Genomic DNA, 22,741 nt, shown 5'->3' on the forward strand with positions numbered 1-22,741 from the left:
GGTACGTATGAGCAACAATGGCCGCCCTGAAGGGGGCGGCCATTGCCGAGAGTGTTCATAGGTGAACGGAAAGTTTTTCTTTTTTGCCCCGATCTTCCGCCCCGGTCCGGGCGACGGACGGGCCCGGGAGGCGGGTGTCAGCGGTTCTTGAGCGCCCGCTCGATGGTGCGCATGACCTCGCTGAGCGGCGCGTCGGTGCGGGCCACCGTCACCAGCACCTCGCCGTCCGTGGCCACCCTGGCCGCCGGCTCCTGGTCGGGGGCCGACCGGCCCGCGCCGATCCCGCTGCCGAAGGTGTCGCGGACGATCGCGAAGGCGTGGTCCAGCTGCGCCTCCACATCCCCCTGCCCGCCGCTGCGCAGCCAGCGCCGCAGCACATGGTTGTGCGCGGTGACCACCGCCGAGGCGGCGACCTCCGCCAGCAGCGGGTCGTCGTCGCCGTCGTGGTGCGCCCGCTCGTCGAAGTGGCCCAGCAGATAGCGGGTGAACAGCCGCTCGTAGCGGGCGACCGAGGCGATCTCGCGCTCCCGCAGGGTGGGCACCTTGCGGGTCAGCCGGTAGCGCTCCACGGACACCGTCGGGGACGCCGCGTACATCCGCATGACTTCCTTGATGCCCCGGCAGACCGTGTCGAGCGGATGCTCGTGCGCGGGCGCCGCGTCGAGCACCGCCTCGGCCCGTACGAGCGTGTCGTCGTGGTCGGGGAAGATCGCCTCTTCCTTGGAGCGGAAGTGCCGGAAGAAGGTCCGGCGGGCGACCCCGGCCGCCGCGGCGATCTCGTCCACGGTCGTCGCTTCGTACCCCTTCGTCGCGAACAGCTCCATCGCGGCGGTGGCCAGTTCGCGGCGCATCTTGAGCCGCTGGGCGGCGGCCCGGCGGCTTCCCGCGCTCTCCGGGGGCCCTTCGGAAGCCCCCTTCTCGGTCGATCGCGGGGTACGAGCGGACTTGGCGGGCTGGGACATGTGGGGAACGTAACACGGTGCGTCGACGGTGTGTGCGGGCGGACTGTCCGAAGGGTCCAGCAGCCCGCCCCACCCCTGCGGCCGGTCAGCGCCGGGCATACTCGCGGAAGCCGCGCCCCGTCTTGCGGCCCAGGCAGCCCGCCGCGACCAGATGCTCCAGCAGCGGCGCGGGAGCCAGCCCCGGATCGCGGAACTCGCGGTGCAGCACCTGCTCGATGGCGAGTGACACATCCAGGCCCACGACGTCCAGGAGCTCGAACGGGCCCATCGGGTAGCCGCCGCCCAGCTTCATCGCGGCGTCGATGTCATCGAGCGTCGCGTAGTGCTCCTCCACCATCTTGACGGCGTTGTTGAGGTACGGGAACAGCAGGGCGTTCACGATGAAACCGGCGCGGTCGCCGCAGTCCACCGGGTGCTTGCGCACCTTGGTGCACACCTCGCGGACGGTGGCGTGCACATCGTCCGCGGTGAGAACCGTACGCACGACCTCGACCAGCTTCATGGCGGGCGCCGGGTTGAAGAAGTGCATCCCGATGACGTCCTGGGGCCGCGAGGTGGCGCGGGCACAGGCGATGACCGGCAGCGAGGAGGTCGTGGTGGCGAGCACCGCGCCCGGCTTGCAGACCTTGTCGAGGGTGGTGAAGAGCTGCTGCTTGACCTCCAGGTCCTCGGCCACCGCCTCCACGGCGAGGTCCACGTCGGCGAACGCGTCCAGCGAACCGGCGGGGGAGATACGGGCCAGCGTCTCGTCCCGGGCCTCGGCCGTCAGCCGCCCCTTGTCGACGGAGCGCGCCAGGGACTTGGCGATCCGGGCCTTCGCCGTGTCCGCCTTGTCCTGGCTGCGGGCGGCGAGCACCACGTCGTAGCCGGCCTTGGCGAAGACCTCGGCGATACCGCTGGCCATGGTGCCGGAGCCCGCCACGCCGACGCTGCGGACGCTGCGGGCGGAGGCGGCCGCCGAGCCGGCTCCGGCCGGGGTCTCGGCGTCGGAGACGACGCCGGCGCTGCCGGGCGCCTCGTAGGTGTAGAAGCCACGCCCCGACTTACGGCCGGTCAGCCCGGCCTCGCTGAGCTGCTTGAGGATCGGCGCGGGGGCGTGCAGCCGGTCGCCGGACGCGGCGTACATGGCCTCCAGGACGCGGCGCGCGGTGTCGATGCCGACCAGGTCCAGCAGGGCGAGCGGGCCCATCGGCAGACCGCAGCCGAGCCGCATGGCCGCGTCGATGTCCTCGCGGGTGGCGTACTTCGCCTCGTACATCGCGGCGGCCTGGTTGAGGTAGCCGAACAGCAGGCCGTCGGCGACGAAGCCGGGCCGGTCGCCGACGGCCACCGGCTCCTTGCCCAGCTCCTGGGCGAGCGAGGTGACCGCGGCGACGGCCGTGGGCGCGGTCAGGACCGAGGAGACGATCTCGACCAGCTTCATCGCGGGCGCCGGGTTGAAGAAGTGCAGGCCCAGGACGCGCTCGGGACGGGCGGAGTCGGCGGCGAGACGCGTCACCGACAGGGCGTTGGTGCCGGTCGCGAGGATGGTGTCGGGCCGGACGATGCCGTCGAGCGCGGAGAACACCTCGTGTTTGGTGTCGTAGTGCTCCGGGACGACCTCGATCACCAGGTCGGCGTCGGCCGCGGCCTGCAGATCGGAGAAGGTACGGAAGCGGGCGAGCGCGTTCCGCCGCTCCTGCTCGGTGATCCGCTCGCGCTGCACGGCGCGGGCGGTGGAGGCTTCCAGGGCCGCAACTGCCTGCAGGGCGGCGGCTTCGCTGATGTCGATCCCGATGACCTCGCGGCCGGCGCGGGCCAGGACCTCGGCGATGCCGGTGCCCATGGTGCCGAGGCCGACGACGGCGATCGTGCCGAGGGACGTGCCGGGGGAGGGGGAGGTGGCGGGATCAGAGGTGGATGGACGGTCCATCGCGAGACTCCAGAGGGTGTTCCCCGGCGCAGGGCACGAGGAGAGTGACGACTGAGGGTGCTTCCGGGTACGCCAACGGGGGCACCGCGGAAGGGCGTTGCGTGATGTGGTGCACGTCGGGCAGAGCGGCCCGAGGGGAAACCGGCAGGCCCTGTCCCGGAGCCGTGCCGTACTGCGTGCTCGTGCAGAACCGACTGCACTGGCGGCTGCGTCACCAGGCCGCCCGAGCGGGTGTGCTCGTATCGAAAGCTTAACTCGGGGGTAACCAAGTTGGCCAGGGGAAGTTGGACGCCGTGTCGTGTGGCGCGGACCACGGGGAGGGGCGGTCGATGGACGAGGACTTCCATGCGCTGGCGGACCGGGCACGGGGAGAGGCGGCCGGTCCGGCGGCGGCCGCGGAGTACGTCCGGCTGGTCGCCCTCGCTCGCGCACCGGTCGCCGGGGACGAGCGGGAGGAAATGGCGCGCGTGCTGACCCAAGCGGGCCGGCCGCTGTGGGCGAGGGAGATCGCGGCCTTCGGGCTCGCCTGCGCGGCGGACCGGCGCGCCTTCGAGACGCTGGTGCTCCTGCTGAACCACCGGGACCCCGAGCGCTGTGCGACCGCGGCCGCCGCCCTGGCCCGGCTCGGCGACCCGCGCACGGCCCGGGCCGCGGCCGCGCTCGCCACCAACCCGCTGCGCACCGCCTACGCCCTTCACCCGGTCCGGCTGCTCACCGCGCTCCGCGCCCCCGAGTCCGTCCCCGCGCTCACCGCGACCCTTCAGCGGCTGCTGGCGCCGCACGACCCCTACTGGCGTATCGCGCTGGCCTGCGTGGAGGGCCTGGGCGCGCTGGGTGACGACCGGGCGGTGCCCGTGCTGACGGCCGCCCGCGACCACCCGCGGCTCGCCGCGGCGGCATCGGCGTCGCTGGCCCGGCTCGGGGCGGCTCCACGGCCGTGACCCCCCGGTGACCTGCCGGGCACGAGGTCAGGTACGGCAGGCGTCGTAGCGGGCATGCGGTGGTGTACGACGTGACGACGTGACGTCGTGGCGGACATGGCGTCACGGCAGCATGACCTCAGAGCGGACATGCCGTCATATCAGGGTGAGTTGGGTCGCTCCGGGGGCTGCGGGCTCCGGGTCGGGCGATGCCGAAATACGGCGGGAGCCGCCGGAGCGGGAGGGGCCGATGCCGGACTCCGCGGCGTACTCGTGCACCTGGCGGGTGATCCGCCGCTGGTACCACGTGGGGGCGTAGGCGCCGTCCCCGTACATCGTCTCGTACCGCCGCACCAGGTGCGGATGGTGCCGGGCCAGCCACGCCATGAACCACTCCCGGGCCCCCGGCCGCAGATGCAGGACGAGGGGCGTCACCGAGGTCGCCCCGGCCGCGGCCACGGCCCGTACGGTCGCGAGCAGCTGCTCCGGAGAGTCGCTGAGGAACGGGATGACCGGTGCCATCAGGACCGCGCACGGGATGTCGTTGGCCACGAGGGTGCGGCAGACCTCCAGACGGCGGTCGGGCGCCGGTGTGCCCGGCTCGACCGTGCGCCACAGTTCGCTGTCGAGGAACCCGACGGAGACGGAGGTGCCGACCTCGGTCACCGCCGCCGCCTGCCGCAGCAGTTCCAGGTCGCGCAGGATCAGGGTGCCCTTGGTGAGGATCGAGAAGGGATTGGCGTAGTCGCGCAGGGCGGCGAGGATGCCCGGCATCAGCCGGTAGCGGCCCTCGGCCCGCTGGTAGCAGTCGACGTTGGTCCCCATCGCGATGTGGTCGCCCTGCCAGCCGCGCGAGGCGAGCCGGCGGCGCAGCAGGTCGGCGGCGTTGACCTTCACCACGATCTGCGAGTCGAAGCCGGTCCCCGTGTCGAGGTCGAGATAGCTGTGGGTCTTGCGCGCGAAACAGTAGACGCAAGCGTGCGAGCACCCGCGATAGGGGTTGACCGTCCACTCGAAGGGCATCCGGGACGCCCCCGGCACCCGGTTCACGATCGAGCGCGCCCGGACCTCGTGGAAGGTGATTCCGCGGAACTCGGGGGTGTCGAAGGTGCGGGTCACCGCGTCGGTGCCGAAGAGCGCGGGCGCCGCCGTGGTCGCGTCGTCGTTCAGACCGTCCCAGCGCATGGCGCCTCCTTTCCTTGCAGCCCTCACGCTAGAACAGATATTCGATTCATGCCAGCTGCCGCGTCCGGCCCCCGGATTTGGGCGGGCGCCTCCCCGGTGGTTGGCTTGGCGGCACAGACCCCGCGCGGGACACACCGGCCGTGCGGGCCGAGGGGAAGGAAGAACGATGGCGCAGGTCGAGGCCTCAACGGAGCGGATCGTCGCGGCGGAACCCGAGGCGGTGCTGACCGCGCTCGCCGACTACTCCGGCACCCGCGCCAAGCTGCTCCCGGAGCACTTCAGCGAGTACGAGGTGCGCGAGGGCGGCAAGGGCGAGGGCACCCTGGTGCACTGGAAGCTCCAGGCCACCAGCAAGCGGGTGCGCGACTGCCTGCTGGAGGTCTCCGAGCCCACGGCGGGTCAGCTGGTGGAGACGGACCGCAACTCCTCCATGGTCACCACCTGGACCGTGACTCCGGCCGGCACCGGCAAGGCGAAGGTCGTCGTCACCTCTGTCTGGAACGGCGCGGGCGGTATCGGCGGCTTCTTCGAGAGGACCTTCGCGCCCAAGGGGCTCGGCCGGATCTACGACGCGGTGCTCGCCAAGCTCGCCGCCGAGGTGGAGAAGTAACCCGCACGGGTACGAGATCGGCGGGCCCGCCATGACTCTCACCGGAACGAGTGGTTTTCCCGGCGGTGAGGGCGGTCGGCGGGGAGATCGCGTCCACGGCGAAAGCCGCTGATGAGCGCCTGAAAGCCCCCTGGGGCGACCGTAGTCGGCCCCGCTTCCACACCCTTCCCGTTGAATCGTCGCGCTTGCTCGCTGTTGTCGCGTAATGCGAGAAATGGCGCGCAGACGCGACGAGGGGAGCGGTACGTGGGCGGGAGCACACTGGTGAAGGGCGCCGGGGCGGACGCCGTGGCCGCCAACGCCTGCGACGCCCCCGCCGGCGACGCCTCCTCCGGCGCCGTCGCAGGGACCGCGGCGCTCAGCCCGCGGCGGACCCGCATGGCCGTCCTGGGGCTGATGCCGGCCCTGCTGCTCGCGGCCCTCGACCAGACCGTCGTCGCGACGGCCCTCCCCAGGATCGTCGGCGAGCTGCACGGCCTGGACACCATGTCCTGGGCTGTGACCTCGTACCTCCTCGCCTCCACCATCGCCCTGCCGCTCTACGGGAAGTTCGGCGATCTCTTCGGCCGCAAGGGCGTCTTCCAGTTCGCCATCGTGGTCTTCGTGGTCGGCTCCGCACTGACCGGCTGGTCGCGGACGATGGAGCAGCTGATCGCCTTCCGCGCCGTACAGGGCATCGGCGGCGGCGGGCTGTTGATCGGCGTTCAGGCGATCATCGCCGATATCGTCCCGGCCCGCCGGCGCGGCCGCTACATGGGCCTCATCGGCGCCACCTTCGGACTCGCCTCGGTGGCGGGCCCGCTGCTCGGCGGCTTCTTCACCGACCGTGCCTCCTGGCGCTGGTGCTTCTACCTCAACGTGCCCCTGGGGCTGGTCACCCTCGGCGTCGTCGCCGCCGTGCTCCAGCTCCCCAAACCTGCCGCCAGGCCGCGTCTCGACATCCTGGGCGCTCTGCTTCTCGCCGCCTCCTCCACCTGCCTCATTCTCCTGACCAGTTGGGGCGGCACCGAGTACGCATGGCACTCCCGGGTCGTGCTCGGGCTGGCGTGCGGCGCGCTCGGTACGGCTCTCCTCTTCGTCGTCGTCGAGAACTTCGCGCCCGAACCGATCATTCCGATGCGGCTGTTCCGCGACCCGGTCTTCACCGTCACCGGACTCATCGGCGCGGTCATCGGTGTGGCGCTGTTCGGCACCGTCAGCTATCTGCCGACCTTCCTGCAGATGGTCGACGGCGTGAGCGCCACGGAGTCCGGGCTGCTCATGCTGCCCATGATGGGCGGCATCGTCCTCGCCTCCGTCGGCTCGGGCCACCTCATCAGCCGCACCGGCCGCTACAAGGTGTACCCGCCGCTGGGCTGCGCCCTCTCGGCGGTCGGCATGTGGCTGCTGTCCCGGCTCGACACCGGCACCACCCGGGCCGAGTACAGCGTGGGGATGGCGGTCCTGGGTGTCGGCATCGGCCTCGTCATGCCGGTACTCATCCTGGCCGTCCAGAACTCGGTGCCGCCGTCCGACCTCGGCGCGGCCACCAGCGCCAACAACTACTTCCGGCAGATGGGCGGTTCGATCGGCGCGGCGGTCTTCGGGACGCTCTTCGCGAACCGGCTCGCCGCCGGCCTCACGCGCGAACTGCCCGCCGGAGCCGGCCTGCCGGAGCCGGACTCGATCACGCCGCGGATGGTGCACGCCATGGACGCGGCGCTGCGCGACGGGTACATCCGGGCGTACGCCGAGGCCATGCCGCGCATCTTCCTCCATCTCGTGCCGGTGCTCGCGCTCGGCCTTCTGCTCGCCTTCCTGTTGAAGGAGAAACCCCTGGTGTCCCACCACGCCCCCGGCGCCGCCGCCGAGACCCCGACCGTTCCGCCCGCCCGGTCCGCGTACGCCCCTGCTTCCGCATCCGGCGCCGTACGCGGCTCCGCGGGCGCGGGTCCGGCCGGGGTGCCGGTCTGCGGCACGGTCCAGCACCACGACGGGACCACGGTGCCCCGCGCCGCGCTCACCCTCATCGACGTCTCCGGACGGCAGATCGGGCGGGGCGCCACCGGTGAGGACGGCCGGTACGCGCTCAGTACGCCGGGCTCCGGGGCGTATGTCCTCATCGCGGCCGCGGGCGGACATCAGCCGCAGGCGGTGAGCGTCACGGTCGGCGAGCGGCCGGTCGAGCTCGATGTGGTTCTGGGCGGGGCGGGCCGCCTCGCGGGGACGGTGCTGACCGCGGACGGCGCACCGGTGCGGGACGCGACGGTGACGCTGACCGACGTACGCGGTGAGGTGGTGGCCTCGACCCGCAGCGGGCGCGACGGCGGCTATGTGATGGGCGAGTTGGTGGCGGGGGAGTACGTCCTCGCCGCCAGCGCACCGGCGTTCCGGCCGACCGCCCTGGCCGTGACCGTCCAGGCGGCCCGCGAGACCCGCCAGGACGTCGAACTGGCGGGGGGAGCGGTACTCCGCGGCACCGTCCGTGCGCACGGCGGCCGTGCCGTCGAGGACGCCCGGGTCACGCTGCTGGACGCGGCGGGGAATGTGGTCGACACCCTGACGACCGGAGCGGACGGCACCTTCCGCTTCGTGGACCTGTCGGCGGGTGAGTACACCGTGATCGCCACGGGTTATCCGCCGGTGGCCACGGTCCTCCAGGTCGCGGGAGGCGGGCGCACCGAACGCGACCTCCAACTCGGCCACGAGGACTGAGCATTCACCCGGAACCGTGGGTGTAAACCTGTTCCGTCATTGGGGCGCGCAGTAACCCTACTCACCCGTACCGTGGTGAAAGGTGCCGCACCGCTGCGGCAGGGAAGGAGCCTCCCCTTCATGGACGGTGGCATTCCGCCGCAACGGTCACGGGAGCCGGTCGCCGTGTCCGGCAGGATTCCGCTCGCGGTCGTCGTCGTGGACGCCGACGGACTGGTGTCCCACTGGAGTTCGGGCGCGTCGCGACTCTTCGGTACCGGCCGCGCACAGGCGCTGGGCGCCCCGGCCGCCGATCTCATGCCGGTGTCCGGGGCCCTCGGGGACTCCGGTCCGCAAGGCCGCGACGAGGAGGCGTCCGACGACGACTTCGGGCCGGAACTCGGGAACTCCCTCCGGGGCAGGGTGCTCTACCCGACGGCCGGGCGCGCGAGGATGTCCGGGCCCGGCGAACGCCGGGTCGATCTGCTGTGGTGGGCCTACCCCCTGGTGGGGCCGGGGCCCGAGCGGCTGCTCGTGCTCGCGGCCGAGTCGGCGCGGCTCTTCGGGGCCGGGGGAGCGGAGGAAGAGGAGCGGGCCGCCTACGAGCGGATCGCGCCCGGCTTCGCCCTGCACACGGAATTTCCCGCGGCGGACCGGCTCGCCGAGCGGCTGCCCGACATCCTTCCCCACATGGGGCCGGCGGCAAGCGGCCGCATCGTGTCCCAGATGCTCGAACTCGGCTATCCCGTACTGGAGATCAGTCGGCAGGACCGGGTGCCCGTCACACCCGACTGGGGTGTACCGAAGTACCGCGAGCGGGAGAACCGGTCGTGGCGTGCGGGGGCCGGGGCGGCCGCCGGCCCGGGGACCGCCGCCGCCCCTGCGCCGGGTACGGCCGACGCCCCCGACCTGGAGTACGCGGCCGTCCGGGAGCGGTTGGAGTTCCTGAACGAGGTCAGCGGCCGGATCGGCACCTCACTCGATCTCGCCACCACGATCCGCGAGGTCACCAGCGCCGCCGTACCGCGTTTCGCCGACTTCGCCGGCACGCATCTGCGCGCCCAGGTGCTCGCGGGAGAGGGGTTTCCGGACGGCCCGCCGGATGTCACCACCGTATGGCACCGGGTCTGGGTGGAGCACAACGACGAGCCCGGGCGCTGGGACGACACCGTGCCGGTCGGGGAGGCCATCGCCTTTCCCGAGCACACCCCGTTCTTCCAGTGCATGGTCACCGGCGAACCGGTGCTGATCCCGCGGATCAGCGACGAGCTCGGTGACAGGATCTCGGGGCAGTTCGAGAAGCGGGACCTGCGGCCGCTGATCAACGGGCGGTCGATTCTGATCGTGCCGCTCAAGGCACGCCAGGTGGTGCTCGGCTTCATGGTCCTGCTGCGCCGCGACGGGCGCGAGGCGTTCGACGACATGGACCGTACGACCGGGGCCGAACTCGCCGCCCGGGCCGGGCTCGTGCTGGACAACGCCCGGATGTACACCTACCAGGAGAACGCCGCCGAGACGCTCCAGGACAGCATGCTGCCGCAGGTCGCGCCCAGGATGGCGGGGTGTGACACGGCGACGCGCTATCTGCCCGGGACCCGTCTGGGGCGGGTCGGCGGGGACTGGTTCGACACCGTCAGGCTGCCGGGGTCGCGTAGCGCCCTGGTCGTCGGCGATGTGATGGGACACGGTCTGAACTCCGCCGCCATGATGGGCCAGCTGCGTACGGCCGTGCAGACCATGGCGGCGCTGGACCTGCCGCCCGAGCAGCTGCTGCGCAACCTCGACGACCTCGCGCAGCGGCTGGGCGAGCACTACCTCGCGACCTGCCTGTACGTGGTATACGACCCGGTGGAGTCGGTGCTCCGGATCTCCAACGCCGGGCACATCCCGCCCGTGCTCGTACGCGCCGAGGACGGCCGCAGTGAGCTGCTGTCCATCCCGACCGGCGCCCCGATAGGAGTCGGCGGGGTGGCCTTCGAGACCGCGACCGTGCAGGTGGCACCCGGGGACCGGCTGGTGCTGTGCACGGACGGGCTGGTCGAGGTGCGGGGCGAGGACATCGGCGTGGGGCTCGCCGCGCTGTGCGAGTCCGCCGCGCATCCGGCCGCGTCGATGGACGAGGCCTGCGACACCATCATCCGGGCGCTGGGTGTCCGCGGCGGAGGCAGTGACGACGTGGCGCTGCTGATGGCGCGTCTGAACGGCATACCGCCCCAGGACGTGGCCTTCTGGCAGCTCGCCCCCGACCCGCGCGAGGTGGGGCGGGCCCGGCGCCTGGTCCGGGAGCAACTGGAGGCCTGGGGCCTGGCCGCGGTGGTGGAGAGTGCCGAGCTGCTGGTGAGCGAGGTCGTCACCAACGCCGTGCGGCACGCGCACTCCGGACGCGTGGGGCTTCGGCTGGTGCGTGCCGAGGCACTGCTGCACTGCGACGTCACGGATGACGACCATGCGCTGCCGGTCCTGCTCGGCGCGGGCAGGGACGCCGCGGGCGGCCGGGGCCTGCGGGTGGTGAACAGCGTGGCGCGGAAATGGGGCGCCAGCCGGACCCGGCAGGGGAAGACGGTCTGGTTCGAAGTGGCCGTGCCGCGCGGGGCGCGCGGGGACTCCGGGCAGCACGGATGAGCGTTTCGAGGGCGTACGAGAGCGCGTGGGAGGGCTACTGGCGGACGACATCGGACGCTCCCGGCGAGGCCATCTGGGATGCCGACCCCTCGCTGACCGCCGCCCCGCACATGGAGTTTCTGGCTCCGTACGCCGACACCGCGCTGCCGATCGTCGATCTGGGATGCGGGAACGGCACGCAGACCCGCTATCTGGCCGGACGGTTCGCCCGGGCGGTGGGCGTGGATCTGTCGGCCTCGGCCATAGAGCACGCCCGGCGCAACGACCCGGAGAAGGCTGCCTGGTTCGAGCAGCTCGATCTGGCGGACCACGCGGCGGTCGAGGAGCTGCACACCCGGCTCGGCGACACCCATGTGTATATGCGGGCCGTCATCCACCAGAGCGAGGTGAAGGACCGTGCGTTGGTCGCCGCGGCGGTGGCGCAGCTGGTCGGGGTCCGGGGGCGGGCCTTCGTGGCCGAGCTGACCGTCGCGTCGAGGACGGTGCTCCAGGAGCTCGTACGGGAGCCGGGCGGGCCGCCACCCAAGCTCGCACGGGTCTTCGAGCACGGGCTGAAGCCCGCCGAGGCCGATGACGCGGAAGTGCCCGGTCTCTTCCGGGCGGCAGGTCTGGAGGTGCTCGCGCACGGCCGTACGGCGCTCGCTCAGACGGAGTACCGGGCGGACGGCTCACTGATCGAGTTGCCGGCTCAGTGGCTGGTCGTGGGCCGTACGGGCTGACTTCACAGGTCTGGACCGGTGGGGTTGTCCACAGGCGTGGTCCGGCCGTGGGGCAGCGCGTACGGTTTTGTGGCATGAAGATCCTCATCTCCGCGGACATGGAAGGCGCGACCGGGGTCACCTGGCCCGCCGACGTGCTGCCGGGAAGCGAGCAGTGGGAGCGGCACCGGCCGCTGTTCACTTCCGATGTCAATGCGGCGATCGCCGGGTTCTTCGACGGCGGCGCGGAGGAGGTGCTGGTCAACGAGGCGCACTGGACCATGCGCAATCTCCTGCTGGAGCGGCTGGACGACCGGGCGCAGATGCTCACCGGGCGCCACAAGTCGCTCAGCATGGTCGAGGGTGTCCAGCGCGGTGACGTGGACGGGGTGGCGTTCGTCGGCTACCACACCGGGGCGGGCACGGAGGGCGTGCTGGCCCACACCTACCTCGCCAACTCCATCACCGGAGTGTGGGTGAACGGGGCCCGTGCGAGCGAGGGCCTGCTCAACTCCCTGGTGGTGGCGGAGTACGGCGTTCCGGTCGTCCTGGTGACCGGCGACGACCGCACCTGCGAGGACGCCGGAGGCTACGCGCCACGGGCGCGCGCCGTCGCTGTGAAGGACTACGTCTCGCGGTATGCCGCCGTCTGCCGCACACCGGCCCGTACGGCGGCGGACATCCGGGCGGCGGCCAAGGACGCCGCCGGGCTCGCGGTTCGTCATGAGCCCTCGCGCGCCGGGCCGTTCACGGTGGAGCTGGAGTTCGACGCCGAGCATCTGGCGGGGGCGGCGACGGTGGTGCCGGGCGTCGTGCCGGCCGGTGAGCGGCGCGTCGCCTATACGACCGACACGATGTACGACGGCATCCGCTGCTTCAAGGCGGTCACGACCATCGTCTCGGCCGCCGTGGAGGAGCAGTATGGCTGACCGGATGGCGCCGGCCGAGGCGGTGCTGGACGCGGTGGTGCCGGACGAGGTGGTGCGGTTGACCGCCGAGCTGATCCGCATCGACACCACCAACCGCGGCGGCGGTGACTGCCTCGAGCGTCCCGCGGCCGAGTACGTCGCGGAGCGGCTCACCGAGGCGGGGCTCGACCCCGTGCTGCTGGAGCGGGAACGGGGTCGTACGAACGTGGTGGCGCGGATCGAGGGCACGGACCCCGGCGAGGACGCGCTGCTGGTCCACGGTCATCTCGACGTGGTGCCCGCCGAGCCCGCCGACTGGAGCGTGCACCCCTTCTCGGGAGAGCTCCGGGACGGCGTGGTGTGGGGCCGCGGCGCGATCGACATGAAGAACATGGACGCGATGATCCTCTCCGTCGTACGGGCCTGGGCGCGCGCCGGGGTCCGGCCGCGCCGGGACATCGTGGTGGCCTTCACCGCAGACGAGGAGGACAGCGGGGTGTACGGCTCCGGCTTCCTCGCCGACCACCACGCCGAGCTGTTCGAGGGCTGCACGGAAGGCATCTCGGAGTCGGGGGCCTTCACCTTCCACGCCTCCGGGCTGCGGCTCTATCCGATCGCGGCGGGGGAGCGGGGCACGGCGTGGCTCAGGCTGACCGCGCACGGCAGGGCGGGCCACGGCTCCAAGGTCAACCGGTCGAACGCGGTGAGCAGGCTGGCCGCGGCGGTCGCCCGCATCGGCGAGTACGAGTGGCCGGTCCGGCTGACCCCGACCGTACGGGCCGCGCTGACCGAGCTCGCGGCGGTGCACGGCATCGAGGCGGACCTGTCCGCGGGCGACCCGGGGGATCTGGCCCGGGACGTCGACGCGCTGATCGCCGAACTGGGGCCGGCCGGTGCCCTGGTCCAGCCGACGGTGCGCAACAGTACGAATCCGACCGTGCTCGATGCCGGATACAAGATCAATGTGATTCCGGGCCATGCGACGGCATTTGTCGACGGGCGGATGCTGCCCGGCACGGAGGAGGAGTTCCTGACGACGCTCGACCGGCTCACCGGCCCGGACGTGGACTGGGAGTTCCACCACCGTGAGGTCCCGCTCCAGGCGCCGGTCGACTCCCCGACGTTCCTGGCCCTGCGTGAGGCCGTGGAGTTCTTCGATCCCGGGGCCGCCACGGTGCCGTACTGCATGTCGGGCGGTACCGACGCCAAGCAGTTCTCCCGGCTGGGGATCGCCGGCTACGGCTTCTCCCCGCTGAAGCTGCCCGAGGGTTTCGACTACCAGGCCCTGTTCCATGGCGTGGACGAGCGGGTCCCCGTCGAGGCGCTGCACTTCGGGGTGCGGGTGCTCGACCGGTTCCTGAGGAACAGCACCTCCGGGCCGGCGCCTCGAGGAGCGGGCCACCGGGGGACGGCAGCGCGACGAGCGGCCCGCGGAAGGAGTGAGTGATGGTGTCCACGGCCCCGTACGGCGCATGGCGCTCACCGATCGGTGCGGCGCTGGCCGCCGCGCACGACGGGCGTCCGGAGTTCCTGGGCGCCGTCGGCACCGAGACGTGGTGGACCGAGCCGCGGCCCGCCGAGAGCGGGCGGCGGGCCCTGGTCCGTCGCCGGGCGGACGGCAGCGAGCAGTCGCTCCTTCCCCCGCCGTGGAATGTCCGCAGCAGGGTCATCGAGTACGGGGGGCAGCCCTGGGCGGCGGTGCCCCGGGCGGAGGGCGGACCGCTCGTCGTCTTCGTGGACTTCGCCGACCAGCGGCTCCACGCCTACGAACCCGACGCCCCCGGGGCCCCCGGACCCCGTCCGCTCACCCCTCTCTCACCCCTCGGGAGCGGACTGCGCTGGGTCGATCCGCAGCTCCACCTCGACCGGGGTGAAGTGTGGTGCGTACTGGAAGAGTTCACCGGCGAGAGGCCTACGGACGTCCGGCGGGTCGTCGCGGCGGTGCCGCTGGACGGATCGGCCGCCGAGGACCGTTCCGCCGTCCGGGAACTGACCGATGACAGCCATCGGTTCGTGACCGGTCCGCAGCTGTCCCCCGACGGCCACCGGGCCGTCTGGCTCGCCTGGGACCATCCGAGGATGCCCTGGGACGGCACCGAGGTGAAGGTCGCCGATGTCACGGCGGACGGCCGGTTCACCGGCGTACGGACCCTGTTGGGCGGGCCGTCCGACGGAGCCGGGGCGCGGGAGGCCGTCGCCCAGGTGGCCTGGGCGCACGACGGGAGGCTGCTGGCCGCGAGCGACCGCACCGGCTGGTGGAACCTCTACGAGGTCGGCGTGGACGACGGGCGCGTCACCGCACTGTGCCCGCGCGCCGAGGAGTTCGGCGGGCCGCTGTGGAAGATCGGCCATCGCTGGTTCGCCCCGCTGCCCAGCGGGCTCGTCGCCGTCGTACACGGCCGGGGCACCACCGCCCTCGGCATCCTCGACCCGGAGACCGGCGACCTGTGCGACGTCCCCGGCCCCTGGACGGAGTGGGCGCCGAGCCTCGCCGTGCAGGACACCCGGGTGACCGGCATCGCGGCGAGCCCGCGCAGCGGATACGAGGTCGTGGAACTCGACACCACCACCGGCCACACCCGGGTGACCGGGGCCGAGCACCGTGACCCGGTCGATCCGGCGTACTACCCCGAACCGCGGATCCGGACCTTCACCGGGCCCGGCGGCCGAGAGGTCCATGCTCATATCCATCCGCCGCACAGCCCCGACCACATCGCGCCGGCCGACGAGATCCCGCCGTATGTGGTGTGGGCGCACGGCGGGCCCACCAGCCGCGCCTCCCTCGTCCTCGACCTGGAGATCGCCTATTTCACCTCCCGGGGCATCGGCGTCGCGGAGGTCGACTACGGCGGCTCGACGGGCTACGGGCGGGAGTACCGCGACCGGCTGCGCGGACAGTGGGGCGTGGTGGACGTCGAGGACTGCGCGGCCGTCGCCGAGGCACTGGCCGAGGAGGGGACAGCCGACCGCGCCCGGCTCGCCATCCGCGGCGGCAGCGCGGGCGGCTGGACGGCCGCGGCATCCCTCGCCGGTACGGACGTCTACGCCTGTGGCACCATCAGCTACCCCATCCTGGACCTCACCACCTGGGCCGGCGACGGTACGCACGACTTCGAGTCGCGGTACCTCGACGGCCTGGTGGGCCCGCCGGCCGAGGTCCCGGCCCGCTACCGTGAGCGGTCGCCGCTGCACCGCGCCGACCGGATCACCGCGCCCTTTCTGCTCCTCCAGGGGCTGGACGATGTGATCTGCCCTCCCGCCCAGTGCGAGCGGTTCGTCGCGGAGATGGCCGGGCGGGGCGTTCCGCACACCTATCTCGCCTTCGAGGGCGAGGGCCATGTGTTCCGCAGGGCCGACACCCTGGTCCGGGCGCTGGAGGCCGAACTCTCCCTCTACGCCCAGACCTTCGGCCTCACCCTGCCGGACATACCCACCCTCGCACTCACCCGGTGATCCGGAGCCTCGCCGGACGAGAGGTGGGTGAACCGAACCCCCGGATTCCGTGGTGCCACCCTCGTGCGGAGGGCGTCCCTCCGGAAGCCTGGTGATGTCAGCGTCCCTCCGAAGCGGGCCGTGGAACCGTCATGAGCCCGGCGGCAGTTCGCGCCGCGTCGCCCTGTCCTCGGAGGTCCCGAGGCGGTCCTCGGGGTCCCTCGGGGTCCCTCGGGGGTCCCGAGGCGGACTCGTGGCCGCGGTGTGCCTGGTCGGCCGGGGTGGTACGGGCCGCCCTCGTCGCGGGCTCACCCGGACGGAGCAGCGTCCCTCCCCGGAGGGACCGGACCCGCGGGCGGGGCCCGCCGGCGCGGGCCCATGCTGGGACCGAGGGGGTGGTCGGCCGACATCCGAAGGAAGGTCCGGAGATGAGCCTCAGAACATCGACGAGCAGCAGTCCCGGACGCCGGGGCGGACGCCTCCCCGACGCCAGGACGCCCGGCGGGGTGGCGCTCATGGGCCTCGTGTTCCTCGCCCGGGCGCGGGTGAGGCGCGGCGTGGCCGCGGCACCGGTGCCGGCCGCTGCCGTGGCGGCGGCCCTCCTCGCCTCCCCCGCCGCCTTTCTCGCTCCGGTTGGGGCTGGGGCGTCCGCTGTTTCCTCGGCTCGGGTGGGGCCTGGGGCGTCCGCTGTTTCTTTGGCTCGGGTGGGGCCTGGGGCGTCCGCTGTTTCCTCGGCTCGGGTGGGGCCTGGGGCGTCCGCTGTTTCCTTGGCTCCGGCGGGGCCTGGGGCCTCCGCCGTCTCCCTGGCTCACATGGAGTCGGGAGCCTCCGCCGCCCCCGTCGGGTCCGCCGACCGGAGGCCGCTGCCCGACCTGGTCGGGCGGAGCGTGACCGCTGCCCAGGACGCGGCCCGGTCCGCGGGCTTCCTCACGCCCCGCACCTACGACGCCCTGGGGCTGGGCCGTTCCCTGCTGTCCGGCGATGACTGGAAGGTCTGCGCACAGGAGCCCCGTCCCGGTGAGGTGGAGACGACGGCCGAGATCACCCTGGGGGCGGTGCTGCTCGACGAGACCTGTCCCGGCGGCAGCCCCGACGGCCCGCCTGCCTGGAGATGAGCGAACCGTGTTCGTAGGATGGCCCGATGCCTGAAACCGACTACCTCGCCACCGGCCCCCGCGTTGCCGTCCGGCACATCGGGCCCGACGATGTCGAGGAGTTCACGGCCGCGGTGCGGGCGAGCACGGAACTCCACCATCCCTGGGCCTATTTGCCGTCCACCCCCGAGGAGTTCGAGCTGTGGACGGCGAAATTCCGGCAGCCGACGGCCGAGGGTTTTGTGGTCTGCGAGCGGGAGACCGGCCGGATCGCGGCGGGCATCGCCATCAACAACATCGTCCGCGGCGCCTTCCAGTGCGGCGCGGTGGGCTACGGCGCGTTCGCGCACGCCGCCGGCCGCGGCTTCATGACCGAAGGGCTCGCTCTCGTCGTGCGCCATGCCTTCGGCATCCTGGGCCTGCACCGGCTGGAGGCCAATATCCAGCCCGGGAACGAGGCCTCGCTCAGGCTGGTGAAGCGGCTCGGCTTCCGGCTGGAGGGCTGCTCGCCCGACTTCCTCTTCATCAACGGAGCATGGCGCGATCACGAGCGCTGGGCGATCATCAACGACACGGCAGCCACGGCCCACGGATGACCCGCCTCCGGACCGCTGCCGGACACTGCGTCCGGCCACAGGCTCCGGACACCGCGTCCGGGGACCCCGGCTCTGCGCAACTCTGACCTGGAACGGGCCTGTTCAGCCGGGCCGAGAGCGTGTTCCATGGTCATCGGGGGGCGCCGGTGAGGCGGCGGCCCGTACGAGGGAGCGAGGTTGCCGTGCCCACGACCGTGCGACGGACCGTACTGACCCTGCCCGGAGTGCCCGTCGGGCCGGAGAACCCGCTGCCCGCGCTGACCCCGCGGGGCGGGACCCACCGCGTCGACCAACGCGGAGGCACCCCCGGCGGTGGCCATGGCAGCGCCGCCCTCCCCGTGGACATGGCCCGCCGTACCGCCGATGAGCCGCTCCGCTCGGTGCTGCCCGTACGGCTGCTCGACGGCTACGGCCGCAGCCGGCGCCCCATCCGCCTCGATGCGATCGTCCTCGAGAACGACCGGCTCCGCGCCACCGTTCTGCCCGGCCTCGGCGGCCGCGTCCACTCCCTGCACCACAAGCCCACCGGTCGTGAACTCCTCTACCGCAACCCGGTGTTCCAGCCCGTCGGCTTCGCCTCCAACGGCGCCTGGTTCTCCGGCGGTATCGCATGGAACATCGGCGCGACCGGCCACACCACCCTCTCCTGCGCCCCGCTGCACGCCGCCCGCGTGCCCGCGCCCGACGGCGGCGAGATGCTGCGGCTCTGGGAGTGGGAGCGGCTGCGTGACACACCGTTCCAGGTCGATCTGTGGCTTCCCGAGGACACGGACTTCCTCTGCGCCGGTGTCCGCATCCGCAATCCGCACGACCGCCCCGTACCGGTTTCCTGGTGGTCCGACATCGCCGTCCCGGAAGAGGGTCCGGCATCGGACGCCTCCGCGGACACGCGTGTTCTCGCCCCCGCCGACCAGGCCTGGCACTCCGGCCACGAGCGCAGCCTGCGCCGGGTCCCCGTCCCCGAGTGGCAGGGCACCGACCGTACGTATCCGCTGCGCGGCGAGTACCCGGCGGACTACTTCTACGAGGTGCCGGGCGACGCCCGGCGCTGGATCGCCGCGCTCGGCGAGCACGGCCACGGGCTCGTCCAGACCTCCACCGACCTGCTGTGCGGGCGCAAACTCTTCCTCTGGGGCTCCGGCCGTGGCGGGCGGCGGTGGCAGCAGTGGCTGACCGAGCCCGGGACAGGCGGCTATGCCGAGATCCAGGCCGGACTCGCCCGCACCCATCGGGAGCACGTACGGCTGGACGCCGGGGCGGAGTTCACCTGGCTCGAGGCCTACGGGCCGCTGTCCGCCGACCCGGCGGCGGTGCACGGCGCGGACTGGGGCGCGGCGCGCACGGAGGTGGAGGCCTCCCTCGAGGCGGTGCTGCCGCGTGCCTGGGTCGACGCGGCCCACGCCGCCTGGCTGCCGTGTGCGGACACCGAGCCGGGGGAGCGTCTGGCGACCGGCTCGGGCTGGGGCGCCCTCGAAGCGGCGCGTGCCGGGTACGAACTCGCGGGCACCCCCTTCGACCCGTCCACCCTCGGCGACGAACAGCAGCCGTGGCTGGAGCTGCTGCGGACCGGCGGCCTGCCGGACACTCCGCCCACGGCCGACCCGGGGCCCTCGCTGGTCTCCCCGGCCTGGCGGGAACTGCTGGAGGAGGCGCGGCCCGGTGCGTCCGCCGACTATCACCTGGGGGTCGCCCAGTGGCACGCCGGGGACCGCGCCCAGGCCGCGCGCAGCTGGGAACGTTCGCTGAAGGCGGCGGAGAACCCCTGGGCGCTGCGCTGCCTCGCCGTGGCGGCCGGGGAATCCGGTGATCCCGAACGGGCCGCCGACAGGCTGTTCCACGCGGTGGGGGACTTCGCGGACGAGTTGCCCGCTGCCGCACTCGCCGCTCTCGGGCGGGAGGCCGTCGACGCCCTTCTCGAGGTCGGCCGTGCCGGGGACGCCCGTACGGTCCTCGGCGCGCTGCCGCCCGGTGCCCGGGAGCACGGGCGCTTCCGGCTGCTGGAGGCGCGGCTCCTGCTGGCCGAGGGCGACGCGGCGGCCGCCCGTGCCGTGTTCGACGACGACTTCGAGGTCGCCGACCTCCGTGAGGGCGAGGAGACGATCGAGGAGACGTGGTACGCCGTCGCGGAGCGGCTGGTCGCCGGGGAGGCCCCGGTGACCGGCGCCATACGGGCCCGGGCCCGGGCCGAGCACCCGCTGCCGGAGCGTTTCGACTTCCGTATGCGGCCGAACGGCTGATCTCGTGCCGGAACCGGCGGGCCGGGGAATGGTCGAATCCGGTCCGCCGTTGCCCGGGCATGAAGGCAGTCACGATCAACGCATACGGCGAGACCCCGCAGCTCACCGAGCAGCCCGAGCCGAAGGTCGGCCCGGACACCGTGCTCATCCGCACCAGGACCGCCGGAGTCAACCCGGTGGACTGGAAGGTCGCGGCGGGCTACCTCGATCCGCTCCTGTACGTCCACTTCCCCCTCATCCCCGGCTGGGACGTGGCCGGTGTGGTGGAGGGGGTGGGGCCCGCCGTCACCGAATTCGCCCCCGGGGACGAGGTGATCGGCTACAACCGCCAGGACCATGTGCAGAACGGCACCTTCGCCGAACTGGTCCCCGCCCCCGTCCGTACCCTCGCGCGCAAGCCCGCCTCGCTGAGCTGGTCGCAGGCCGGGGGTCTGCCGCTGGCGGGGCTCACCGCCTACCAGTCGCTCCGCGCCGCAGGTGCCGGCGAGGGTGACACGGTGCTGGTGCACGCCGCGGCCGGTGGTGTCGGCTCACTCGCCGTCCAGATCGCCGTCGCCCGGGGCGCGCGGGTGATCGGTACGGCGAGCGAGCGCAACCACGACTTCCTGCGCTCCCGCGGTGCGGAGCCGGTGACCTACGGCGACGGGCTGGTGGAACGCGTACGGGCGCTGGCCCCCGACGGGGTGGACGCCGCACTCGACTTCGTCGGCGGCGAGGCGGTGGCCCAGTCCCTGGAGCTCGCCAAGTCCCCGTCGTCGGTCGTCTCCGTCACCGACCACGAGATCGCCGCGAAGGGCGGTCGCTATGTCTTCGTCCGCCCCGACGCCGCCGATCTGACCGCCCTGGCCGAACTCGCCGACGCCGGGCGGCTCACGATCGATGTCAGCAACGAGCTGCCCGTCTCGCAGGCCGCCGAGGCGTTCCGGCTCAGCCAGGAGGGCCATACCCGAGGGAAGATCGTCCTCACCGTCTCCTGACGCTGTTTCAGGGAGCCTGTTTCAGGTGGCCGGCCCGCCGCGGTCGACGTACTCGAACACCGAGCCGTCGGGGTGGCGGGCCAGCAGATTGCGGCCCACCGCGGTGGGCAGCGGGCCCGCGATGATCTGGGCGCCCACCTCGCTCAGCACGGCATGCGCCTCGTCCACGTCCTTCACGGCGATGGTGGCCGTGACCTTCCGCAGCACCTCGATCTCGTTCGCGGGCCCGCTCATCAGCAAAAAGGCGCCCACCGCCGCGACGGACACCCCGCCGCGCTCGAAGCGCAGGGCTTCGCTGCCCGTCAAACGCTCATAGACCCCGACCGCGGCTTCGAGGTCGTCGACGCACACCCGCAGTGAGGTTCCCAAGATCTCCATACGAAGGAGCCTAGTTGGCTTCCGCCGGAGGCCGCGAGACCCTTCGGGCGGCGGAACCTTACTCCGGCCGGCGGCCCCGCCCGGCACTGCGGGAGGGGGGTTCCCGCGTCAGTCGGACGTCGGGCGGTAGACCGTGAGCGCCTCCTCGGCCTTGTCGATCACCAGGGCCGGAGGCGCCGGCGCCACCTCGCCGTCGTAGGCCATGTCGGTTCCCGGCGCCAGCCCGGTGATCCGGGTCCGCTGGGTACGGATGGCCGCGTACACGGGGGAGCGCCGCAGCACGCCGGTCAGCGCCGCGGTCAGCAGGCGCGTACGGGCGAAGCGGCCGCCGTGCACGATGCGTACGTCCAGCAGCCCGTCGGCCAGGTCGTAGCGGCGCACCGGTGCGACACCGACGCTGCGATAGGCGCCGTTGCCCGCGAACAGCAGCCACATCGACCGCCGCCGCCCGTTCACCACGGCCTCGACCGGCCGGGAGGTGCGCAGTACCCGCACCACCCCCAGCAGGCTCGCCGCGGGACCGCCGAGCCTGGACGACCAGCGCTCCCGCACCCGTACCAGCTCGGCGTACGACCCGAGGCTGAAGGTGTTGAGGAAGTGGACGGGCTCAGCGGGCTCGCCGTGCCGTCGCACCGGGGTGATCCGGCCCATGTCGACCTTCACCGCGCTGCCCGCCGCCACCGCCGCGCAGGCGTCCTGGACGGTCTCCACCCCGAGATCGACCGCGAAGTGGTTGAACGTCCCGCCGGGGAGTACGGCGAGCGGCACGTCGTACCGCAGCGCCGTCGTCGCCGCCGCGTTGACCGTGCCGTCGCCCCCGAACACCCCCAGCGCGCCGCCGCGTTCGGCGGCGTCCTGCGCCGCCTCCGCCAGCACCGCCGGCAAGGGACCGGCGCTCTCCTCGTACAGCACCACCTCCGCCTTCGGCAGAGCCGTCCGCAGTTGCCGCACCGGATCGGTCACCGCGGGCTGCACCCCGGACGAGGGGTTCATCACCACGATCAGGCCGTCGCCGCCGGGCAGGGCGGGCGCATCCGTACGCGGCCGGGCGGGCGGCGGCAGCTGGGTGCGGGAGGGCACGAGCCCGCGCACCGCGTACGCCGCGCCCGCGCCCAGCGCCGCACCGGCCAGCACATCGCTCGGATAGTGAACGCCCGTGTACACGCGGGAGAAGGCGACGGACGCGGCGACCGGCGCCAGGACGGCTCCCCAGCCACGGGATTCCAGGGACGCCCCGACGGCGAAGGCCGCCGCCGACGCGGAGTGCCCGGAGGGGAAGGAGGTGGTGATCGGCTGCCGGGTGAGCTGTCTGATCAGCGGCACCGAGTCAAGCCCCGGGCGCGGCCGGCGCACCGACCGTTTGCCGAGGGTGTTGACCGTGGCAGAGGCCAGGGCCAGCGACGCGACACCCCGTGCCGCCGCACGCCGCCCGCGCGGGCTCCCGACCGCCCACATGCCGGCCGCGATGCCGAACCACAGCAACCCGTGGTTGGCGCTCCGGCTCAGCCGCGGCAGCACCCGGCGGGCGCCGGGCCAC

The 22,741-nt window shown here is 72.9% G+C and carries 16 protein-coding genes and 1 pseudogene; 12 read left to right on the forward strand and 5 right to left on the reverse strand.

Annotation, left to right across the window (positions count from 1 at the left end; translation table 11 throughout):
• Window positions 1–137: 137 nt before the first annotated feature.
• Together ACTWQE_RS09660 and ACTWQE_RS09665 are read right to left on the reverse strand one after the other, a co-directional pair.
• The gene (locus ACTWQE_RS09660) at window positions 138–962 is read right to left on the reverse strand and encodes a TetR family transcriptional regulator (protein ID WP_443328436.1); all 825 of its coding nucleotides are present in this window, start codon (window positions 960–962) and stop codon (window positions 138–140) included.
• Window positions 963–1,047: 85 nt separating this feature from the next.
• A complete protein-coding gene (locus ACTWQE_RS09665) occupies window positions 1,048–2,874 on the reverse strand; it encodes a 3-hydroxyacyl-CoA dehydrogenase family protein (RefSeq protein WP_443328437.1) in 1,827 nt (608 codons plus the stop codon).
• 329 nt (window positions 2,875–3,203) lie between these two features.
• On the opposite strand from ACTWQE_RS09665, the gene ACTWQE_RS09670 reads away from it, so the two are divergent.
• Entirely contained in the window at window positions 3,204–3,815 is a 612-nt protein-coding gene (locus ACTWQE_RS09670; RefSeq protein WP_443328438.1) for a HEAT repeat domain-containing protein, read from the forward strand.
• Between the two features lie 135 nt (window positions 3,816–3,950).
• On the opposite strand, the gene ACTWQE_RS09675 is transcribed toward ACTWQE_RS09670, so the two are convergent.
• Window positions 3,951–4,979: an Rv2578c family radical SAM protein gene (locus ACTWQE_RS09675; RefSeq protein ID WP_443328439.1), complete on the reverse strand. Its 1,029-nt coding sequence runs from the start codon at window positions 4,977–4,979 to the stop codon at window positions 3,951–3,953.
• Window positions 4,980–5,145: 166 nt separating this feature from the next.
• Between ACTWQE_RS09675 and ACTWQE_RS09680 the strand changes: the two genes are divergently transcribed.
• The 11 genes and pseudogenes from ACTWQE_RS09680 to ACTWQE_RS09730 all read left to right on the forward strand — a co-directional run bounded on the left by ACTWQE_RS09680 (window position 5,146) and on the right by ACTWQE_RS09730 (window position 20,826).
• Window positions 5,146–5,589: an SRPBCC family protein gene (locus ACTWQE_RS09680; RefSeq protein ID WP_443328440.1), complete on the forward strand. Its 444-nt coding sequence runs from the start codon at window positions 5,146–5,148 to the stop codon at window positions 5,587–5,589.
• Window positions 5,590–5,835: 246 nt separating this feature from the next.
• Entirely contained in the window at window positions 5,836–8,283 is a 2,448-nt protein-coding gene (locus ACTWQE_RS09685) for an MFS transporter (RefSeq protein ID WP_443328441.1), read from the forward strand.
• Window positions 8,284–8,403: 120 nt separating this feature from the next.
• Entirely contained in the window at window positions 8,404–10,884 is a 2,481-nt protein-coding gene (locus ACTWQE_RS09690; RefSeq protein ID WP_443328442.1) for a SpoIIE family protein phosphatase, read from the forward strand.
• A complete protein-coding gene (locus ACTWQE_RS09695; protein WP_443328443.1) occupies window positions 10,881–11,603 on the forward strand; it encodes a class I SAM-dependent methyltransferase in 723 nt (240 codons plus the stop codon). Before ACTWQE_RS09690 ends, ACTWQE_RS09695 begins: the two co-directional genes overlap by 4 nt.
• A gap of 74 nt (window positions 11,604–11,677) precedes the next feature.
• Window positions 11,678–12,511, forward strand: a complete 834-nt coding sequence (locus ACTWQE_RS09700) for a M55 family metallopeptidase (protein ID WP_443328444.1) — start codon at window positions 11,678–11,680, stop codon at window positions 12,509–12,511.
• A pseudogene (locus ACTWQE_RS09705) lies at window positions 12,504–13,859 on the forward strand (M20/M25/M40 family metallo-hydrolase); the annotation flags it as partial. The gene ACTWQE_RS09700 and the pseudogene ACTWQE_RS09705, both read left to right, overlap by 8 nt.
• Window positions 13,860–13,936: 77 nt before the next feature.
• Entirely contained in the window at window positions 13,937–15,943 is a 2,007-nt protein-coding gene (locus ACTWQE_RS09710; protein ID WP_443328445.1) for a prolyl oligopeptidase family serine peptidase, read from the forward strand.
• 791 nt (window positions 15,944–16,734) lie between these two features.
• Window positions 16,735–17,037 carry a PASTA domain-containing protein gene (locus tag ACTWQE_RS09715; protein WP_443328446.1) on the forward strand — a complete coding sequence of 101 codons (303 nt, stop codon included), beginning with the start codon at window positions 16,735–16,737 and terminating at the stop codon, window positions 17,035–17,037.
• 26 nt (window positions 17,038–17,063) lie between these two features.
• Window positions 17,064–17,612 (forward strand): GNAT family N-acetyltransferase, encoded by a 549-nt coding sequence (locus tag ACTWQE_RS09720; RefSeq protein ID WP_443328447.1) that lies wholly within the window; start codon window positions 17,064–17,066, stop codon window positions 17,610–17,612.
• Between the two features lie 182 nt (window positions 17,613–17,794).
• Window positions 17,795–19,849, forward strand: coding sequence for a DUF5107 domain-containing protein (locus tag ACTWQE_RS09725; RefSeq protein ID WP_443328448.1), 2,055 nt, complete (start codon window positions 17,795–17,797; stop codon window positions 19,847–19,849).
• Window positions 19,850–19,908: 59 nt separating this feature from the next.
• Window positions 19,909–20,826, forward strand: a complete 918-nt coding sequence (locus tag ACTWQE_RS09730; RefSeq protein ID WP_443328449.1) for an NADP-dependent oxidoreductase — start codon at window positions 19,909–19,911, stop codon at window positions 20,824–20,826.
• A gap of 21 nt (window positions 20,827–20,847) precedes the next feature.
• Here ACTWQE_RS09730 and ACTWQE_RS09735 read toward each other — a convergent pair whose 3' ends face one another.
• Together ACTWQE_RS09735 and ACTWQE_RS09740 are read right to left on the reverse strand one after the other, a co-directional pair.
• Entirely contained in the window at window positions 20,848–21,204 is a 357-nt protein-coding gene (locus tag ACTWQE_RS09735; protein WP_443328450.1) for a VOC family protein, read from the reverse strand.
• Window positions 21,205–21,312: 108 nt separating this feature from the next.
• A partial coding sequence (locus tag ACTWQE_RS09740; RefSeq protein ID WP_443328451.1) for a bifunctional phosphatase PAP2/diacylglycerol kinase family protein occupies window positions 21,313–22,741 on the reverse strand: 1,429 nt, incomplete at its 5' end.

The organism is Streptomyces sp. 8N706 (assembly GCF_052245415.1).
Classification (GTDB): Bacteria; Actinomycetota; Actinomycetes; order Streptomycetales; family Streptomycetaceae; genus Streptomyces.

Coding starts and splice junctions, on each gene's coding strand:
- ACTWQE_RS09660 (WP_443328436.1), bottom strand. CDS start 962: ATGTCCCAGCCCGCCAAGTCCGCTCGTACCCCGCGATCGACCGAGAAG.
- ACTWQE_RS09665 (WP_443328437.1), bottom strand. CDS start 2,874: ATGGACCGTCCATCCACCTCTGATCCCGCCACCTCCCCCTCCCCCGGC.
- ACTWQE_RS09670 (WP_443328438.1), top strand. CDS start 3,204: ATGGACGAGGACTTCCATGCGCTGGCGGACCGGGCACGGGGAGAGGCG.
- ACTWQE_RS09675 (WP_443328439.1), bottom strand. CDS start 4,979: ATGCGCTGGGACGGTCTGAACGACGACGCGACCACGGCGGCGCCCGCG.
- ACTWQE_RS09680 (WP_443328440.1), top strand. CDS start 5,146: ATGGCGCAGGTCGAGGCCTCAACGGAGCGGATCGTCGCGGCGGAACCC.
- ACTWQE_RS09690 (WP_443328442.1), top strand. CDS start 8,404: ATGGACGGTGGCATTCCGCCGCAACGGTCACGGGAGCCGGTCGCCGTG.
- ACTWQE_RS09695 (WP_443328443.1), top strand. CDS start 10,881: ATGAGCGTTTCGAGGGCGTACGAGAGCGCGTGGGAGGGCTACTGGCGG.
- ACTWQE_RS09700 (WP_443328444.1), top strand. CDS start 11,678: ATGAAGATCCTCATCTCCGCGGACATGGAAGGCGCGACCGGGGTCACC.
- ACTWQE_RS09710 (WP_443328445.1), top strand. CDS start 13,937: ATGGTGTCCACGGCCCCGTACGGCGCATGGCGCTCACCGATCGGTGCG.
- ACTWQE_RS09715 (WP_443328446.1), top strand. CDS start 16,735: ATGGAGTCGGGAGCCTCCGCCGCCCCCGTCGGGTCCGCCGACCGGAGG.
- ACTWQE_RS09720 (WP_443328447.1), top strand. CDS start 17,064: ATGCCTGAAACCGACTACCTCGCCACCGGCCCCCGCGTTGCCGTCCGG.
- ACTWQE_RS09730 (WP_443328449.1), top strand. CDS start 19,909: ATGAAGGCAGTCACGATCAACGCATACGGCGAGACCCCGCAGCTCACC.
- ACTWQE_RS09735 (WP_443328450.1), bottom strand. CDS start 21,204: ATGGAGATCTTGGGAACCTCACTGCGGGTGTGCGTCGACGACCTCGAA.